Annotated in this window: 15 protein-coding genes, 1 tRNA gene and 2 pseudogenes; 3 read left to right on the forward strand and 15 right to left on the reverse strand. The window is 67.7% G+C overall.

The window, feature by feature from the left end; all coding sequences use genetic code 11:
* Positions 1–11 precede the first annotated feature (11 nt).
* The 15 genes and pseudogenes from atpE to argS all read right to left on the reverse strand — a co-directional run bounded on the left by atpE (position 12) and on the right by argS (position 14,055).
* Positions 12–221 carry an ATP synthase F0 subunit C gene (gene atpE, locus V9G04_10525; GenBank protein ID MEI2713698.1) on the reverse strand — a complete coding sequence of 70 codons (210 nt, stop codon included), beginning with the start codon at positions 219–221 and terminating at the stop codon, positions 12–14.
* A gap of 46 nt (positions 222–267) precedes the next feature.
* Positions 268–894: pseudogene (gene atpB / locus V9G04_10530) on the reverse strand (F0F1 ATP synthase subunit A).
* Between the two features lie 185 nt (positions 895–1,079).
* Complete coding sequence (locus V9G04_10535) at positions 1,080–1,307, reverse strand: AtpZ/AtpI family protein (protein MEI2713699.1); 228 nt, start codon at positions 1,305–1,307, stop codon at positions 1,080–1,082.
* A 29-nt stretch (positions 1,308–1,336) separates the two neighbouring features.
* A complete protein-coding gene (locus tag V9G04_10540) occupies positions 1,337–1,747 on the reverse strand; it encodes a hypothetical protein (protein ID MEI2713700.1) in 411 nt (136 codons plus the stop codon).
* On the reverse strand, positions 1,744–2,877 hold the full coding sequence (locus tag V9G04_10545) for an MraY family glycosyltransferase (GenBank protein MEI2713701.1): 1,134 nt from the start codon (positions 2,875–2,877) through the stop codon (positions 1,744–1,746). Before V9G04_10545 ends, V9G04_10540 begins: the two co-directional genes overlap by 4 nt.
* Positions 2,877–3,533, reverse strand: a complete 657-nt coding sequence (locus V9G04_10550; GenBank protein MEI2713702.1) for an L-threonylcarbamoyladenylate synthase — start codon at positions 3,531–3,533, stop codon at positions 2,877–2,879. The genes V9G04_10545 and V9G04_10550 overlap by 1 nt, the downstream gene beginning before the upstream one ends.
* A 5-nt stretch (positions 3,534–3,538) precedes the next feature.
* The gene (prmC, locus tag V9G04_10555; protein ID MEI2713703.1) at positions 3,539–4,414 is read right to left on the reverse strand and encodes a peptide chain release factor N(5)-glutamine methyltransferase; all 876 of its coding nucleotides are present in this window, start codon (positions 4,412–4,414) and stop codon (positions 3,539–3,541) included.
* Positions 4,369–5,440, reverse strand: a pseudogene (gene prfA / locus V9G04_10560) (peptide chain release factor 1). Before prfA ends, prmC begins: the two are co-directional and overlap by 46 nt.
* The gene (rpmE, locus tag V9G04_10565; GenBank protein MEI2713704.1) at positions 5,440–5,658 is read right to left on the reverse strand and encodes a 50S ribosomal protein L31; all 219 of its coding nucleotides are present in this window, start codon (positions 5,656–5,658) and stop codon (positions 5,440–5,442) included. Before rpmE ends, prfA begins: the two are co-directional and overlap by 1 nt.
* Positions 5,659–5,792: 134 nt before the next feature.
* Positions 5,793–7,601, reverse strand: coding sequence for a transcription termination factor Rho (gene rho / locus V9G04_10570; GenBank protein ID MEI2713705.1), 1,809 nt, complete (start codon positions 7,599–7,601; stop codon positions 5,793–5,795).
* 92 nt (positions 7,602–7,693) lie between these two features.
* Entirely contained in the window at positions 7,694–8,596 is a 903-nt protein-coding gene (gene thrB, locus V9G04_10575; protein ID MEI2713706.1) for a homoserine kinase, read from the reverse strand.
* Positions 8,597–8,599: 3 nt separating this feature from the next.
* Complete coding sequence (gene thrC, locus V9G04_10580; GenBank protein MEI2713707.1) at positions 8,600–9,670, reverse strand: threonine synthase; 1,071 nt, start codon at positions 9,668–9,670, stop codon at positions 8,600–8,602.
* On the reverse strand, positions 9,667–10,965 hold the full coding sequence (locus tag V9G04_10585) for a homoserine dehydrogenase (GenBank protein ID MEI2713708.1): 1,299 nt from the start codon (positions 10,963–10,965) through the stop codon (positions 9,667–9,669). Before V9G04_10585 ends, thrC begins: the two co-directional genes overlap by 4 nt.
* On the reverse strand, positions 10,962–12,371 hold the full coding sequence (lysA, locus tag V9G04_10590) for a diaminopimelate decarboxylase (GenBank protein ID MEI2713709.1): 1,410 nt from the start codon (positions 12,369–12,371) through the stop codon (positions 10,962–10,964). Before lysA ends, V9G04_10585 begins: the two co-directional genes overlap by 4 nt.
* Positions 12,372–12,375: 4 nt before the next feature.
* Positions 12,376–14,055 (reverse strand): arginine--tRNA ligase, encoded by a 1,680-nt coding sequence (gene argS / locus V9G04_10595; GenBank protein ID MEI2713710.1) that lies wholly within the window; start codon positions 14,053–14,055, stop codon positions 12,376–12,378.
* A 93-nt stretch (positions 14,056–14,148) separates the two neighbouring features.
* Here argS and V9G04_10600 point away from each other — a divergent pair.
* The 3 genes from V9G04_10600 (at position 14,149) to V9G04_10610 (ending at position 14,798) form a co-directional block, all read left to right on the forward strand.
* Positions 14,149–14,221: transfer RNA gene (locus V9G04_10600), tRNA-Arg, on the forward strand.
* A 35-nt stretch (positions 14,222–14,256) separates the two neighbouring features.
* Positions 14,257–14,541, forward strand: coding sequence for a hypothetical protein (locus V9G04_10605; protein MEI2713711.1), 285 nt, complete (start codon positions 14,257–14,259; stop codon positions 14,539–14,541).
* Complete coding sequence (locus V9G04_10610) at positions 14,541–14,798, forward strand: DUF4031 domain-containing protein (GenBank protein MEI2713712.1); 258 nt, start codon at positions 14,541–14,543, stop codon at positions 14,796–14,798. Before V9G04_10605 ends, V9G04_10610 begins: the two co-directional genes overlap by 1 nt.
* Positions 14,799–14,878: the final 80 nt, after the last annotated feature.

The raw sequence follows: 14,878 nt of genomic DNA on the forward strand, positions 1-14,878 counted from the left end.
CGTGGAACTGGTCAGAGGACGAACGCGAGCGCGATACCGATGATCGCGAGCGCCTCGGCGAGCGCGAAGCCGAGGATCGCGATCGACTGGAGGCGGCTCTGCGCCTCGGGCTGACGGGCGACGCCGGAGATGTAGGCGGCGAAGATCAGGCCGATACCGACACCGGGGCCGATGGCGGCAAGGCCGTAGCCGATCATGTTGGCGGAGCCGTCGATAGCCATTGCAAGCACGGCGATTTCCTTTCGGTTTCTTTTTCTATTTCAGCTCTCAGTGCTCATCGGAGATGGCACTGGAGATGTACATGGCGTTGAGCAGAACGAAGACGTACGCCTGGAGGAACTGGATCAAGATCTCCAGGAAACTGATGGCGATGAACATCAACCACGCGAGCAGGCCGACCGGCTTGACCAGCGTGGAGCCTTCCAGCAGCAGGTATTCGCCACCGAGCGCGAACAGGATCAGCAGCAGGTGGCCGGCCATCATGTTGGCGAACAGACGCAACGCCAGTGTGACGGGGCGCACCAAGATGTTGGACATGAACTCGAGCGGGATCAGGAGCAGCAGGATCGGGCCGTTGACGCCGGCCGGGACGCTCTGGTGCTTGAGGTAACCGATCACGCCGTGGTGCCGCATGCCCGCGACGTTGTAGATGACCCAGCTCAACGCGGCCAGGCCGTAGACCATGCCGGAGCGGGAGAACGTCGGGAACTGGAAGAAGGGGACGCTGGCGAGCAGGTTGTTGATCAGGATGAAGAAGAACAGCGCGAAGAGGTACGGCGTGTACTTCATGAACTCCTTGCTGCCGATGATGTCGCGCGACAGCGAGTTGCGTACGAAGCCGTAGCCCTCCTCTCCGACGAACTGGAAGCTTGCTGGGCACCAGCGAGCCCTTCTTGGACGCGGAGTAGAAGAAGGCGAAGACCAGCAGAGCGACGAACACCAACTGCACCATCGGCTTGGTGATGCCCGCGACGATCGGCGGAAGGTCGAAGTCTGCGGGGCCTGGGGGCGTGAAAGTGTCCCCGGACAGCTTGATCACCGCGGTCGCGACTGCGCTCACCAATTCTCCTGTGTCTGCTTCAGTTCTGCTTCTCGGGATTCTCGGCGCTGTTGAACCTCTTGAACGTCATATAGAGGCCCAACGCGGCACCCAGCAGGATGCCCACCACGACGAACCCGGTCGTGCCGAGCCACCGATCTAGAGCCCATCCACCCAACCCGTAAAGACCTACGCCGGAGACCAGGTAACCGTACGCGTGCCATGGGTCCCCCTGCGGCTTTTGGTCCTCAGGAGAGTGGTTGGACATCGCGTTCGAAACCCTAGCAGCGAAGAGCCCTAAGACTCATTTCGGGAGGGCTCGTCGTAGACGGGGATGCGCGTACGCGTCGCGACCGCGAGGTGTACGACGGTCCAGGCCAGGGTGGCGACCACCACTCCACCCGCGAGCCAGGCGCGTTCGGAGCCGGCACCGAAGGCATTTGAGCGGTGCAAAGCGGTGAAGATCACGATCAGGGCCAGCAATTGCAAGGCGTACGTCATCAGGGCGACGAGCAGCGACAACGAGGGTGTGATTCTCGCCACGAGGTTGACCGCGACAGAGCCGAAGAGCAGCACCCCGATCGCGATCGCGGCCCCCACACCGGCACCGGTGGCGCCCGCGCGACCGTCGGCGAGCGCCGCCAGAGCGACGAAGGCGACGGCGATCAGCACCACGCCGCCCGCCGCGCGGAACAGGATGCCGCTCATGAGGTTGCCTCCGGAGGGGACTCTGCGCCCCGGCGCACCTGGGGCCTGCTGATCACGGGCAGGACGAAGGTCGCCACGACGCACAACAGCAGCGCCAGCGCCAGTCCGACGTACGTCGGCATGCCGGCGAACAGGCTCAACAGCACCACCGAGCCACCCAGCAGGGCGGCCCAGAGCCACAAGATCACCACCGCGCGCCGATGCGTGTGACCGAATTCGAGCATCCGGTGATGCAGGTGCTGCTTGTCGGCGGCGAAGGGCGAGCGTCCGGCTCGCGTACGCCGGAACACTGCAGCCACGAGATCGGCGAGAGGCACGATCGCCAGCGAGATCGGCAGCAGCATCGGCAACAACACGATCCGAGCACCACCGATGTCGGCGCCGGCGAACTGGCCGGTGAAGGTGATGATCGAAGCGGCCAGCACCAGGCCGATCAGCATCGACCCCGAGTCACCCATGAAGAGTCGCGCCGGGTGGAAGTTGTGCGGCAGGAAGCCCGTGCAGACACCCGCCAGTGCGGCCGAGAGCATGGCTCCCCCGGTCGCCAGGGTGAGTTCGTTGAGTCCGGCGGCGTAATAGCAGAACAAGAACATCGAGGCCGCGCCGACACCGACGATCCCGGCAGCCAGGCCGTCGAGGCCGTCCACGAAGTTCACCGCGTTGACCGTGATCACCACCATCAGCACTGTGCCCAGCGCGCCCTGCGCCGGATCGATGGTGCTGATGCCGCCCGCGAAGTCGGGTCGGTAGTAATACTGCACCCCGAACGCGACCAGCAGGCTCGCCGCCAACACCTGTCCGCCGAACTTCGTCAGCGCGTCGATGTCGAAGATGTCGTCGAGGACTCCGACCAGGCAGATCACCGTGCCCGCGATCAGCACTGCGCGCGCCTGGTCGAAGATGAAACTGTCGGCGCGCGAGAGGAACGGCAACTTCCCCGCCACGGCGTACGCGGACCACAACCCGCCCAGCATCGCGACGCCACCCAGATAGGGCACCGGCTCGTCGTGCACGTCTCGGTCGCGCACCGGCGCGAAGGCGTTCGTACGCAGCGCCAACTCGCGCGCGATCACCGTGAACAGGTAGGTGGTCGCGGCGGCGACCAGAAAGACGACGAGGTATTCGCGCATCAGTCCTCGTCGGCGAGCGTGACGTCGAGTTCGGCTAACGCCTCGTTGAGGGTCTCGACGCTCAGCGCACCGTGCCGCAGCACCCGCGGTGGGTCGACGGTGGCATCGATGATGGTCGACGCCTCGGCACCGGGGGTCTCGCCGCCGTCCACGAAGACCTCGACCTCAGCACTCAGCATGTGTTCGGCGGCCTGGACCGACGTCGCGGCAGGCTGGCCGGTCGTGTTCGCGCTGCTCACCGCGAGCGGACCGGTGCGTTCGAGGATCGCCAACGCCACCTCGTGGTCGGGCATCCGGATCGCGACCGTGCCGCGGGTGTCCCCCAGATCCCATTGCAGCGAGCGCTGCTGGTGGGCCACGACGGTGAGCGGGCCGGGCCAGAACTTCTCCATCAGGACCCGAGCCGCCTGGGAGAGTTCGCGGGCCAGACCGTCGGCGGTGAGCGGGGAACTGATCAGGACCGGCGGCGGCATGTCGCGTCCGCGTCCCTTGGCGGCCAGCAGCCTGGCGACGCTGTCCTTGTCGAACGCGTCGGCGGCGATGCCGTAGACCGTGTCGGTGGGCAACACCACGAGTTCGCCCTTCGAGATCGCCGTCGCGGCGGCCTCGACGGCCTGCTCGCGGTCCTCGTCGGAGCCGGTGGAGTAGCGCGCCATGCGGGCTATCGTGCCAGCCTGGCCGTCACGAAACGCGGTCGACCCGCGAGGTCGCGCCGGTCGCGTACGTCGGTCCAGCGCCCGCTGGTGGCAAACAGCGACACGACCGCCTCGGACTGGACCTCGGCGTGCTCTGCCGCCAGCAGCCCACCGGGACGCAGCAGTCGCGCCGCACGAGCTTCGAGGATCCGGAACGCATCGAGCCCGTCGTCGCCGGAGAAGAGTGCCAGGTGCGGGTCGTGGTCGCGGGCCTCCGGAGTCACCGACTCCCACGCTTCGAGGGGGACGTACGGCGGGTTGCAGGTGACCACATCGGAGCGTCCGAGGAGGTCGTCGAACGCGGTCGCGAAGTCACCCGCGCGCAGATCTACGCCGGTGCCGGCCAGGTTGCGCTGGGCGTACGCGACCGCTGGGGGGTCGAGTTCGACCGCGTGCAGGATCGCGCCGGGGATCTCGTCGTGCAGTGCCAACGGGATGGCCCCCGAGCCCGTGCACAGATCGACGATCCTGGGTCGCTCGACCGAAGCCAGGGCCTCGACGACCCAACCCACCAGGGCTTCGGTCTCCGGCCGGGGCACGAAGACACCCGGCCCGACCGCCAAGGTCACGTGCCGAAAATGCGCCACTCCGGTGAGGTGTTGCAGCGGTTCTCGACCCGCGCGCCTGGAGATGAGGTCGTCGTAGGCTCGCTCCTGCGCAGGTGTCGGCGGGTCGGCGAGGATCAGCCGGCCTCGCGCGGTGCCCAGCACGTGGGCGAGAAGTTCGTCCGCGTCGAACTCGGGCGAGGCGACGCCGGCTGCACGCAGGCGAGCGGCGGCTGCTTGGCGCAGCCGTCTCACTCGATCGCCTCGAGGCGCGCGGTCAGATCCGCCTGTACGCACGAATCGAGCACCGGCTGGAGGTCGCCGTCGAGCACCGCGTCGAGGTTGTAGGACTTGTAGCCGGTGCGGTGGTCGGAGATGCGATTCTCCGGGAAGTTGTAGGTGCGGATGCGCTCGGAGCGGTCGACGGTGCGGACCTGGCTCTTGCGGGCGTCGCTGGCCGCGGCGGCGGCCTCCTCTTCGGCGGCCGGCAAGCAGACGGGCTCGCAGGATGCGCAGCGCCTGTTCTTTGTTCTGCAGTTGCGACTTCTCGTTCTGACAACTCACCACGATGCCGCTGGGCAGGTGGGTGATCCGGACGGCCGAGTCGGTCGTGTTGACACTCTGGCCCCCGGGACCACTGGAGCGGAAGACGTCGATGCGCAGGTCGTTGTCGTCGATGCTCACGTCGACCTGCTCGGCCTCGGGCATGACCAGCACCCCCGCGGCGCTGGTGTGCACGCGACCTTGCGACTCGGTGACCGGCACGCGCTGGACGCGGTGCACGCCACCCTCGAACTTGAGCAAGGCGTACGGCGCCTCGCCCGGCGCGGGCGTGCCCTTGGCCTGCACCGACACGGTGACGGACTTGTAGCCGCCCAGGTCGGATTCGGTGGCGTCGAGGATCTCGGTGCGCCAGCCGCGCGTCTCGGCGTACCGCGAATACATCCGCAGGAGATCGCCGGCGAACAGCGCCGACTCCTCGCCACCCTCCCCCGACTTCACCTCCAAGAGCGCGTCCTTGGAGTCGGCGGGGTCGCGCGGGACCAGCAACTGCTGCAACCGCTCGGCGGTGGCGTCGCGCTGACCGACGAGGGCCGACGCATCCTCAGCGAAGGCGGGGTCCTCGTCGGCCAACTCGCGGGCTGCCTCGATGTCGTCGCCGAGTTGGCGCCACTGGGCGTACGCCGCGACGATCGCGGACAACTCCGCGTACCGCTGGTTGAGCTGCTTGGCCAGCCGCTGATCGGCATGCGTGGCCGGCTCGGCGAGCCGGCCCTCGAGCTCGGCATGCTCCTCGACGAGGCCGTCGACGGCCTCGAACATCAGGAGTTCTTCTGGACCTTCTTGTAGCGGGCCTCGAAGCGGGCCACACGACCGCCGGTGTCGAGGATCTTCTGCTTGCCCGTGTAGAACGGGTGGCACTGCGAGCAGACGTCGGCGTGGAGCACGCCGTTGGCCGCGGTGCTGCGCGTCTTGAACGAGGCGCCACAGGTGCAGGTGACCTCGGTGACGCGGTAGTCCGGGTGGATGTCCTTCTTCATGGCTTTCCCTTTTCTGTAGGCGGTCGCCGGGTCGCTGTTCGGGATCGAACCCTTCCGCGTGAACCGGAACCAATGGGCGATTGTGCCAGTGCGGACAACGTACGACGCAATCCCCGTATTCCGCCGCGCAGTCCTCAGCCGCGCTGGACGGCCGTCAACAACTCGATGTTGCTCTGCGTGCCGCTGATCCGGCGCAGCAACTCCTCCAAAGCGGCCTGCGGATGTTCTTGATCCAGCGAACGTCGCAGCCTGGTGAGGATCGCGGTCTCCTCGCGGCTCAACAGCATCTCCTCACGCCGGGTGCCCGAGTGCAGCACATCGACGGCGGGGAAGAGATGCCGCTCGGCCAGGTCACGCCGCAGGCGCAACTCGAGGTTGGCAGCGCCGTGGAACTCCTCGAAGATCGACTCGTCGATCGGCGAGCCCGACTCGACCACGGCGGTGGCCAAGATGGTCAGCGAGCCGCCGTTCTCGATGTTGCGCGCAGCGCCGAAGAACTTCTTCGGGGCATAGAGCGCGGCCCCGTCCACCGCGCCCGGGAGCGCACGTCCGGCTGTGGACGCGGCCAGGTTGTGGGCTCGGCCCAGGCGGGTGAGGCCGTCGAGCAGTACGACCACGTCGTGACCGAGCTCGACCAGGCGCTTGGCGCGCTCGATGGCGAGTTCGGCCAACGTGGTGTGGTCCAGCGGCGGCCGGTCGAACGCGGAGGCGATGACCTCGCCCTTCACGCTGCGCTCGAAGTCGGTGACCTCTTCTGGGCGTTCGTCGACCAGGACGACCATCAGGTGGCACTCGGGGTTGTTCTTGGTGATCGCCGCCGCGACAGCCTGCAGGATCCGCGTCTTCCCGGCGTTGGCCGGAGACACGATCAGACCGCGCTGACCCTTCCCGACCGGCGTCACCAGATCGATCACCCTGCCGATCGTGTTCGTCGCATCGGTCTCCAGCCGCAGCCGCTCACTCGGGTGCAGCGGGGTCAGCTTCTCGAACTCTCCGCGGTGCAGGGCCGAGTCGGGCTCGGCACCGTTGACGCTGTCGATGCGCACCATCGGGTTGAACTTCTCGCGGCGCTCGCCTTCACGGGGCTGACGCACCTGGCCGACGATCGCGTCACCACGGCGCAGGCCGTACTTCTTGACGATCGACAGGCTCAGGTAGACGTCGTCGACACCTGCGAGATAGCCACTCGTACGCACGAACGCGTAGTTCTCCAGCACGTCGAGGATGCCCGCCGCAGGGACGAGCACGTCGTCGTCGAGGATCTGCGGCTCGGGGTCGCGGCCCCCGGCCGTACGCGTGCGGTCGCGGCCCCGGCGGCGACGGTTGCGGCGCGAGCCGCCCTCGTCGTCGGTGTCGGTGGTGTCGCCGTCGGCCGGCTGGGCCTGCTGGGACTGGGCCTGGGGGGATTGGGCCTGGGGGGATTGGGCCTGCTGGTTGTCCTGCTTCTTGGCCTGGTTCTTGTCCTGCTTGGCGCCGGACTGGTTCTTCGGCTTCTCGGGCTGAGACTTCTCCGGCTGAGACTTCTCCGGCTGCTGTTTGTCCTGCTGGGCCGCGCGCTTGGCGTTGCGCGTGCGGGTCTTGACCTGGTGTTGGACCGGCTTCTCCTCGGCGGCCGGCGCCCCAGCCGGTGCCCCAGCCGGTGCCTCGCCCTGGGGAGCCTCAGCCTTCGCCTCGCGCTGCGGCTTCGCCTCGCGCTTCTGCTCCCGCTGGGCGTCGGTCGACCTCGCCACCGGCTTGTCGCTTTGGTGGGCGCGGATCGCGTCCAGGATCTGTGCCTTCTTCATGCTCGAGACACCAGAGATCCCCAGCGCACCCGCGAGCTTCTTCAGATCGGGGAGCAGCATGGAGTTGAGACTGCCTGCACGCTGGGCGGCAGTCGGTTCGGAGGTTTCGCTCACGTGAGCCCTTCCACGTCGTGGCCGGTGCGAGTTCATCCAGGACATGCGCCCAGGTCGCGGAGACCGGCAATGAGTCATGCGCCACAGCGGCGCGGCGTCAGGCTAGCACCGCGCAGTCCAGCACCGGGCGACGAGGCTCAGCCTGAGATCTCCTCGGCGGCGCCGCGAGAGTCGACAGCCAACGCGAGTGCGCGCCAACCGTCCGGGGCGTAGGCGATCAGCACCTGCGGGTCAGCACCGAATGCCAGCACGGTAGGTCCGGCTCCAGAGATCACCGCAGGGATTCCCGACGACCGAAGCTGACGTACGAGAGCCAAGGTGTGCGGCATGGCCGGCTCCCGGTAGTCCTGGTGCAAGAAGTCTTCGGTCGCGACGAGCAGGTGTTCGGGGCGACCGGCCAGAGCGGCGATCAGCAAGGCCGTACGGCCCGCGTTGGCGGCTGCGTCTGCATGAGAGACCTGCCTGGGCAACAGCCCCCGCGCCTTGGTCGTCTCCACGCCATCGGGCGGAATGAACGCGACGGCGGCGATGCGCGGGTCGACTCCGGACTGGACGGCGAACCAACGCTCGTGAGCACGACCCGCGATCACGAAACCACCCAGCAGCGCTGGGGCGACGTTGTCGGGGTGGCCTTCGAGATCGGCCGAGAGTTGCAGCAGTGCATCGTCGTCGAGCAGCAACTGCCCCCCGCGTACGAGCGCCCGAGCCAGGACCAGACCTCCCACGATCGCGGCCGACGACGAGCCGAGACCGCGCGCGTGCGGGATCACATTGGTGCAGCGCAGCCACAGCCCAGGCGGTTGCTCGCCCATCCGCTCGAAGGCCGCCCGCATCGCGCGTACGACAAGGTGGCGCGCATCGAGCGGCACCTCGCCTTCACCCTCGCCCTCCACCTCGACCGTCAGGCCGTGGTCTTGTACCTGCGCGGTCAACGTGTCGCGCAAGGACAGCGCCAGGCCAAGGGTGTCGAAGCCGGGGCCGAGGTTGGCCGAGGTAGCGGGCACCGTGATCGAGACGGGACCGGTGACGAAGTTGGTCATGGATCAGGCGAGGCCTGCGGCGCGGGCCGCCTGGTCGGCATCGGCATCCACGACGGTGTCGACGATGCTGCCGATCCCTTCGAGCGCGGTCGCGGTGTCCTTGAGGCCGTTGCCGGTCACGGTGATGACGACGGTCGAACCGGCGTACGACTCCCCCTGCGCCAACTCCTGCAACATTCCAGCAATGCCGGCAGCGCTAGCCGGTTCGACGAACACTCCGTCGCGGCGGGCGAGTTCGGCCTGGGCGGCAAGGATCTGCTGATCCGAGACGGCTGCGAACCGGCCACCCGACTCTTGAGCCGCTGCCTCGGCGAGTTTCCACGAGGCCGGGTTGCCGATGCGGATCGCGGTGGCCTTGGTCTCGGGGTCCGGGAACGGCTCACCGGTCACCAGCGGCGCCGCGCCCTCGGCCTGGAAGCCGCGCATCACGGGGCGTTTGGTGGACCGGCCCAGGTCGGCGTACTGCTCATAGCCCATCCAGTACGCCGAGATGTTGCCCGCGTTGCCGACCGGCAACAGGTGGAAGTCGGGCGCGTCACCGAGGTAGTCGACGATCTCGAAGGCGGCGGTCTTCTGGCCCTGCAGACGCACCGGGTTGACGCTGTTGACCAGCGCGACCGGGTAGTTCCAGGCCAACTGCTTGGCCATCTCCAGGCAGTGGTCGAAGTTGCCGCGCACCATGATGATCTGCGCGCCGTGCAGAATCGCCTGCGCCATCTTGCCGGCCGCGATCTTGCCTTCGGGGATGAGGACGAGCGGCTTCAGTCCGGCCTTGGCTGCGTACGCCGCCATCGACGCGCTGGTGTTGCCGGTCGACGCGCAGACCACGGCCTGCGCGCCCTCGTGCTTGGCCACCGAGATCGCGGTGGTCATGCCGCGGTCCTTGAAGGAGCCGGTGGGGTTGCTGCCCTCGACCTTGAGGTGCACCTGAGCCCCGGTGAGGCCCGAGAGCCACTCGGAATGCACCAGCGGAGTCCCACCCTCACGCAGCGTGATCGCCTCCATGCCCTCGGGCAGCAGGTCGATCAGGTCGCGGTATTCCTCGATCAGGCCGCGCCACTGTGCAGAAGTCATTCGTCGACCCCTTCCACCCGCATCACCGAGGTGACGTCGCGGACCATGTCCATCGACCGCAACTGCTCGACCGTCGCGCTCAACGCAGCATCGGTGGCGGCGTGGGAGACGACCACGAGTTGGGCATCATCACCGCGCCCCTCCTGGCGTACGGTTTGAATCGACACGTCGTTGTCGGCGAACGCGCTCGCGACAGCCGCAAGCACGCCCGCTCGGTCGTCCACGTCGATCGCCACGTGATAGCGCGTGCGGGTCTCCCCCATCGGCAGCACGCGACGGTCGGCGTACGCGCTCTCGCCCACACCACGGGTGCCCGCAAGCCGATTGCGCGCCACCGTGACCAGGTCGCCGAGCACCGCGCTCGCGGTCGGCGAGCCGCCCGCGCCGGGGCCGTAGAACATCAACTGACCGGCAGCCTCGGACTCCACGAAGACCGCGTTGTACGCCTCTCGCACGCTGGCCAGCGGGTGAGTTCTGGGAATCATCGCCGGGTGTACGCGCACCGAGATGCCGTCACCATCGGAGAGTTCGGCGATCGCGAGCAGCTTCACCACCGAGCCCATCTCGCGCGCGCTCTGCACGTCGGCTGCGGTCACCTCGGTAATGCCTTCGCGGAACACGTCGGCCGCGGTGACGCGCGAGTGGAAGGCCAGGCTGGCCAGGATCGCAGCCTTCGCGGCGGCGTCGAAGCCCTCCACGTCGGCGGTCGGGTCGGCCTCGGCGTACCCGAGGGACTGCGCCTCCTCCAGTGCCTCGGAGAAGCCGGAGCCCTGGGTGTCCATCTTGTCGAGGATGAAGTTGGTGGTGCCGTTGACGATGCCGAGCACGCGGGTGACCTTGTCGCCGGCCAGGCTCTCGCGCAGCGGCCGCAGGATCGGGATGGCACCGGCCACAGCCGCCTCGTAGTAGAGGTCGCGCTCGGCCTGGTCGGCCGCTTGGTAGAGAGTCGCGCCGTCCTCGGCCAGCAGCGCCTTGTTGGCGGTGACCACCGATTTGCCGCTTTGCAGCGCGGCCAAGATCAGCGACCTCGCCGGCTCGATGCCCCCGATCACCTCGATCACCAGGTCGATGTCCTCGCGCGTGACCAGGCTGTGCGCGTCCGTGGTCAGCAGGCCCTCGGGCACCTCGACCTCGCGCTCCGCGTCGAGGCGGCGTACGCCCACTCCGGCGAGTTCCACCGGAGCACCGACACGGGCGCCAAGGTCACCGGCCTGCTCGTCGAGCAGTCGTACGACCTGCGAACCGACCGAACCGCAGCCCAGCACCGCCACCTTCAGCGGTTTCTTATCACTCATGCGTTTGCACCCACATCTGTTGCCAGGAGATCGTCCACACTCTCGCGCCGCACGATCACTGTTGTCACACCGTCTCGCACTGCGACCACCGGAGGACGCAGCGCATGGTTGTAGTTGGAGGCCATCGAGCGGCAGTACGCGCCCGTGCCCGGCACGGCGACCAGATCGCCGGGACGGACGTCGCCGGGCAGGAACTCATCCTTGACCACGATGTCGCCCGCCTCGCAATGCTTGCCCACCACCCGGCTCAACGCGGGCGCGGCATCCGACTCGCGGTTGGCCAGCGTGCAGGAATAGTCGGCGTCGTAGAGCGCAGTGCGGATGTTGTCGCTCATGCCGCCGTCGACGGAGATGTACGTACGCTTCGCGCCGCCGTCGAGTGCCACCTCTTTGACGGTGCCGACCGTATAGACGGTGCACATCGCCGGGCCGACGATCGCGCGGCCGGGTTCGACGCTGAGGCTCGGCTCCTCGATGCCCTGGGCGCGGCACTCGTGCTCGACGATCTTGGTCATCTCGATCGCGAGCTGCGCCGCGTCGGAAGGGTCGTCCTGGGTGGTGTACGCGATACCGAAGCCGCCGCCGAGGTCGAGCTCGGGCATCTGGACACCGAGTTCGTCGGACACTCGCGTGTGCAAGGTGAGCACCCGTTTGGCGGCAACCTCGAAACCGCTGGTGTCGAAGATCTGGCTGCCGATGTGGGAGTGCAGGCCGAGCAGTTCGAGGCCGTCGGCCGCGTGGATCTTCTGGACCGCCGCGAAGGCCGCCCCGCTCGCGATGGAGAAGCCGAACTTCTGGTCTTCGTGCGCGGTCGCGATGTATTCGTGGGTGTGCGCCTCGACGCCCGCGGTGACGCGGACCATCACGCCTTGGGGTTCGCCCCCCACGCTTCGCGCCACGCTGATCAGCCGGTCGATCTCGTCGAACGAGTCCACGATGATCCGCCCGACGCCCTCGGCGACGGCGCGCCTGAGTTCGGGTTCGGTCTTGTTGTTGCCGTGATAGCCGATCCGCTGCGGGTCGAAGCCCGCGCGCAGCGCGACGGTGAGTTCGCCATCGGAGCACACGTCGAGGCAGAGCCCCTCCTCCTGGAGCCAGCGCGCGACCGTCGTACACAAGAACGCCTTGCCGGCGTAGTAGACCTCGGCGGGCGCGAAGGCGTCTTTAAAGGCACGCGCGCGTGCGCGGAAGTCGGCCTCGTCCAGGACGTACGCCGGGGTGTTGACGTTGGCGACCAGGTCCGGGATGTTGACGCCGCCGATGACCAGATCGCCGTCGACCTTGTGCGCGGTGCTCGACCAGAGCTGCGGCACGAGCGCGTTGGGATCCTGGGGTTCACGCAACCACTGCGGTCCCTTGAGGGCGCCGTCGGCATGCGCCCAGCCCGACGGGTGTGCGGTGGGCACCGGGTCACATCCTCTCGGGGGCCGAGACGCCGAGCAGGCCCAGACCGTTGGACAGCACCGTCTGGGCGGCGTGCACCAGCACCAGCCGGGCCTCGTTCGTCGGCGTGACCGGCTCGTCGCCCTGCGGGAGCATCCGGCATTCCTTGGTGTCGTACCACTTGTTGAAGACGCTGGCGGTGTCCTCCAGATAGCGCGCGATCCGGTGCGGCTCCCTGAGTTCGGCGGCGGCGCCGACCACTCGCGGGAACTCGGCGAGGGCGCGCAGCAGGTCGCCTTCGCGCTCGTGGCTGAGCAGCGCGGGGTCGAAGTCTGTCGGCAGGCTCATTTCGAGGTCTGTGGCATTGCGGATCATCGCCGCGGTGCGCGCGTGGGCGTACTGCACGTAATAGACCGGGTTGTCGTTGGACGCCTTGGTGATCTCGGCGATGTCCAGCGTCAACGGACTGTCGGCCGGGTAGCGCGCAAGGGAGTAACGCAAGGCATCGACGCCGATCTCGTCGACAAGTTCGTCGAGCGTGACGATCGTGCCCGCGCGCTTGGACAGCTTCATCTCGGCGCCGTCGCGCAGGATCTTGACCATCTGCCCGATCAGTACGTCCAGCGTCTGGTCGGGGTCGTCGCCCACACATGCGGCCATCGCGCGCAGCCGGCCGACGTACCCATGATGGTCGGCACCGAGCAGGTAGAGGCAGTTGTCGAACCCGCGCTCGCGCTTGTTGAGGTAATAGGCGGTGTCGGAGGCGAAGTACGTCAACTCGCCGTTGGAGCGGATCAGCACTCGGTCCTTGTCGTCGCCGAAGTCGGTCGTACGCATCCACAGCGCGCCGTCGGCCTCGAAGAGGTGGCCGTGATCGCGCAGGGAGTTCAACGTGTCGGCGACGGATCCGCGGGTGCCTGCGTCCGCGTGCAGGCCCCGCTCGGAGAACCACACGTCGAAGTGGGTGTTGAAGCCTTCGAGTTGGTCCTGCTGCTCTTGGAGTTGGACGGCGTACCCGGCCTCGCGGAACGCCTCCAACCTCTCGTCCGCAGGCAGGTCGACGATGCCTGGGTGCTCGGCGACCACCTTGGTCGCGAGGTCGGCGATGTAGGCACCCTGGTAGCCGTCCTCGGGGATCGGCTGCCCCAGCGCGGCGGCCTCGATGCTGGCTCCGAAGAGGTTCATCTGGTTGCCGCGATCGTTGATGTAGAACTCGCTGGCCACCTCAGCCCCGGCCGCTCTTAGGACGCGCGCGATGGCGTCGCCGAGCACGGCCCAACGCGTGTGTCCCAGGTGCAGCGGGCCGGTCGGGTTGGCCGAGATGAACTCGACGTTGATCTTCTGCCCACCCAGCGAGGCGTTGGTGCCGTACGACTCCCCTGCCGCGACGATCTCTCCCGCGACCTGACCTTGGGCGCCGGCCTCGACGGTGATGTTGAGGAAGCCCGGTCCGGCGATGTCGGTCTGCGCGATCCCGTCGGAGTCGTTGAGCTTGCTCGCGATCATCTCCGCGAGGGCGCGTGGGTTCGTACCCGCCTTCTTCGCCAACTGCAGCGCCACATTGGTGGCGTAGTCGCCGTGCCCCTTCTGCCGCGGTCGCTCGATCGTGACCTCCGCGGGCACGCCGTCGGGCAACGTCAGCGCACCCTCGGCCACCAGGGCCTCAAGCGCGGCGACGATCGTCGTGGAGAGTTGTTGCGGGGTCACCGGTGAAGCCTATCGACGCTCCTGGTTTCACCCACATCGATATCGACCGGTAGGGTTCTCGGTGCGCTGTTAGGCCTGGCCTGGCGACGTGTTGCCTCCGTAGCTCAGGGGATAGAGCACTGGTTTCCGGTACCAGGTGCCGCAGGTTCGAATCCTGCCGGAGGCGCGTTCGATCCTTGGCTCCCATCGGATAATGGCTCCGTGGAGATGCGATTCGAAATCGGCTCAGAGCCCGCGTCGTTCGTCTATCACGGCATGACCGGGCGTACCGACTTGGTCGCCGGCGGCCGGTTGATCGAATTGCAGAAGCTCACCTCGCTCGGGACTCACTACAGCCTTGGCCTCGTCAAGACCTTCGAGGTGGAAGTCGACGGACACCGGGTCGAGATCCAGATGACGCGCAAGCGATGGCTGGCGGGCTTTCGCGATGTCGATGTCGTGATCGCGGTCGAGGGCGTCGAAGTCGCACGCGCATCGGGGCGCTGATGATCCTGATAGACCCGCCTTTGATCCCGGCTTGGGGCCGGACCTGGTCTCACCTGGTCTCCGACACCTCACTCGACGAACTACACGCGTTCGCGGCTGCTTGCGGGGTCCCTGAACGCGGCTTCTCGCGCGATCACTACGACGTGCCGGCTGAGTTCTACGACGACCTGGTCGCAGCCGGCGCCGTGCCGGTGCGCCCGCGCGAGATCGTGCTTGCGCTGCACGCGGCCGGGTTGCGGCGGCGCAAGTCCGGCTGAGTGGTCGAACAGCGGCGATAGTCCACCGCGCCCGCGCGCGAGTTCGAGCGTACGCGTGAACTCGTGCGGTTGGTGGCGCG

Source organism: Nocardioides sp. (genome assembly GCA_037045645.1).
Lineage (GTDB): Bacteria > Actinomycetota > Actinomycetes > Propionibacteriales > Nocardioidaceae > Nocardioides.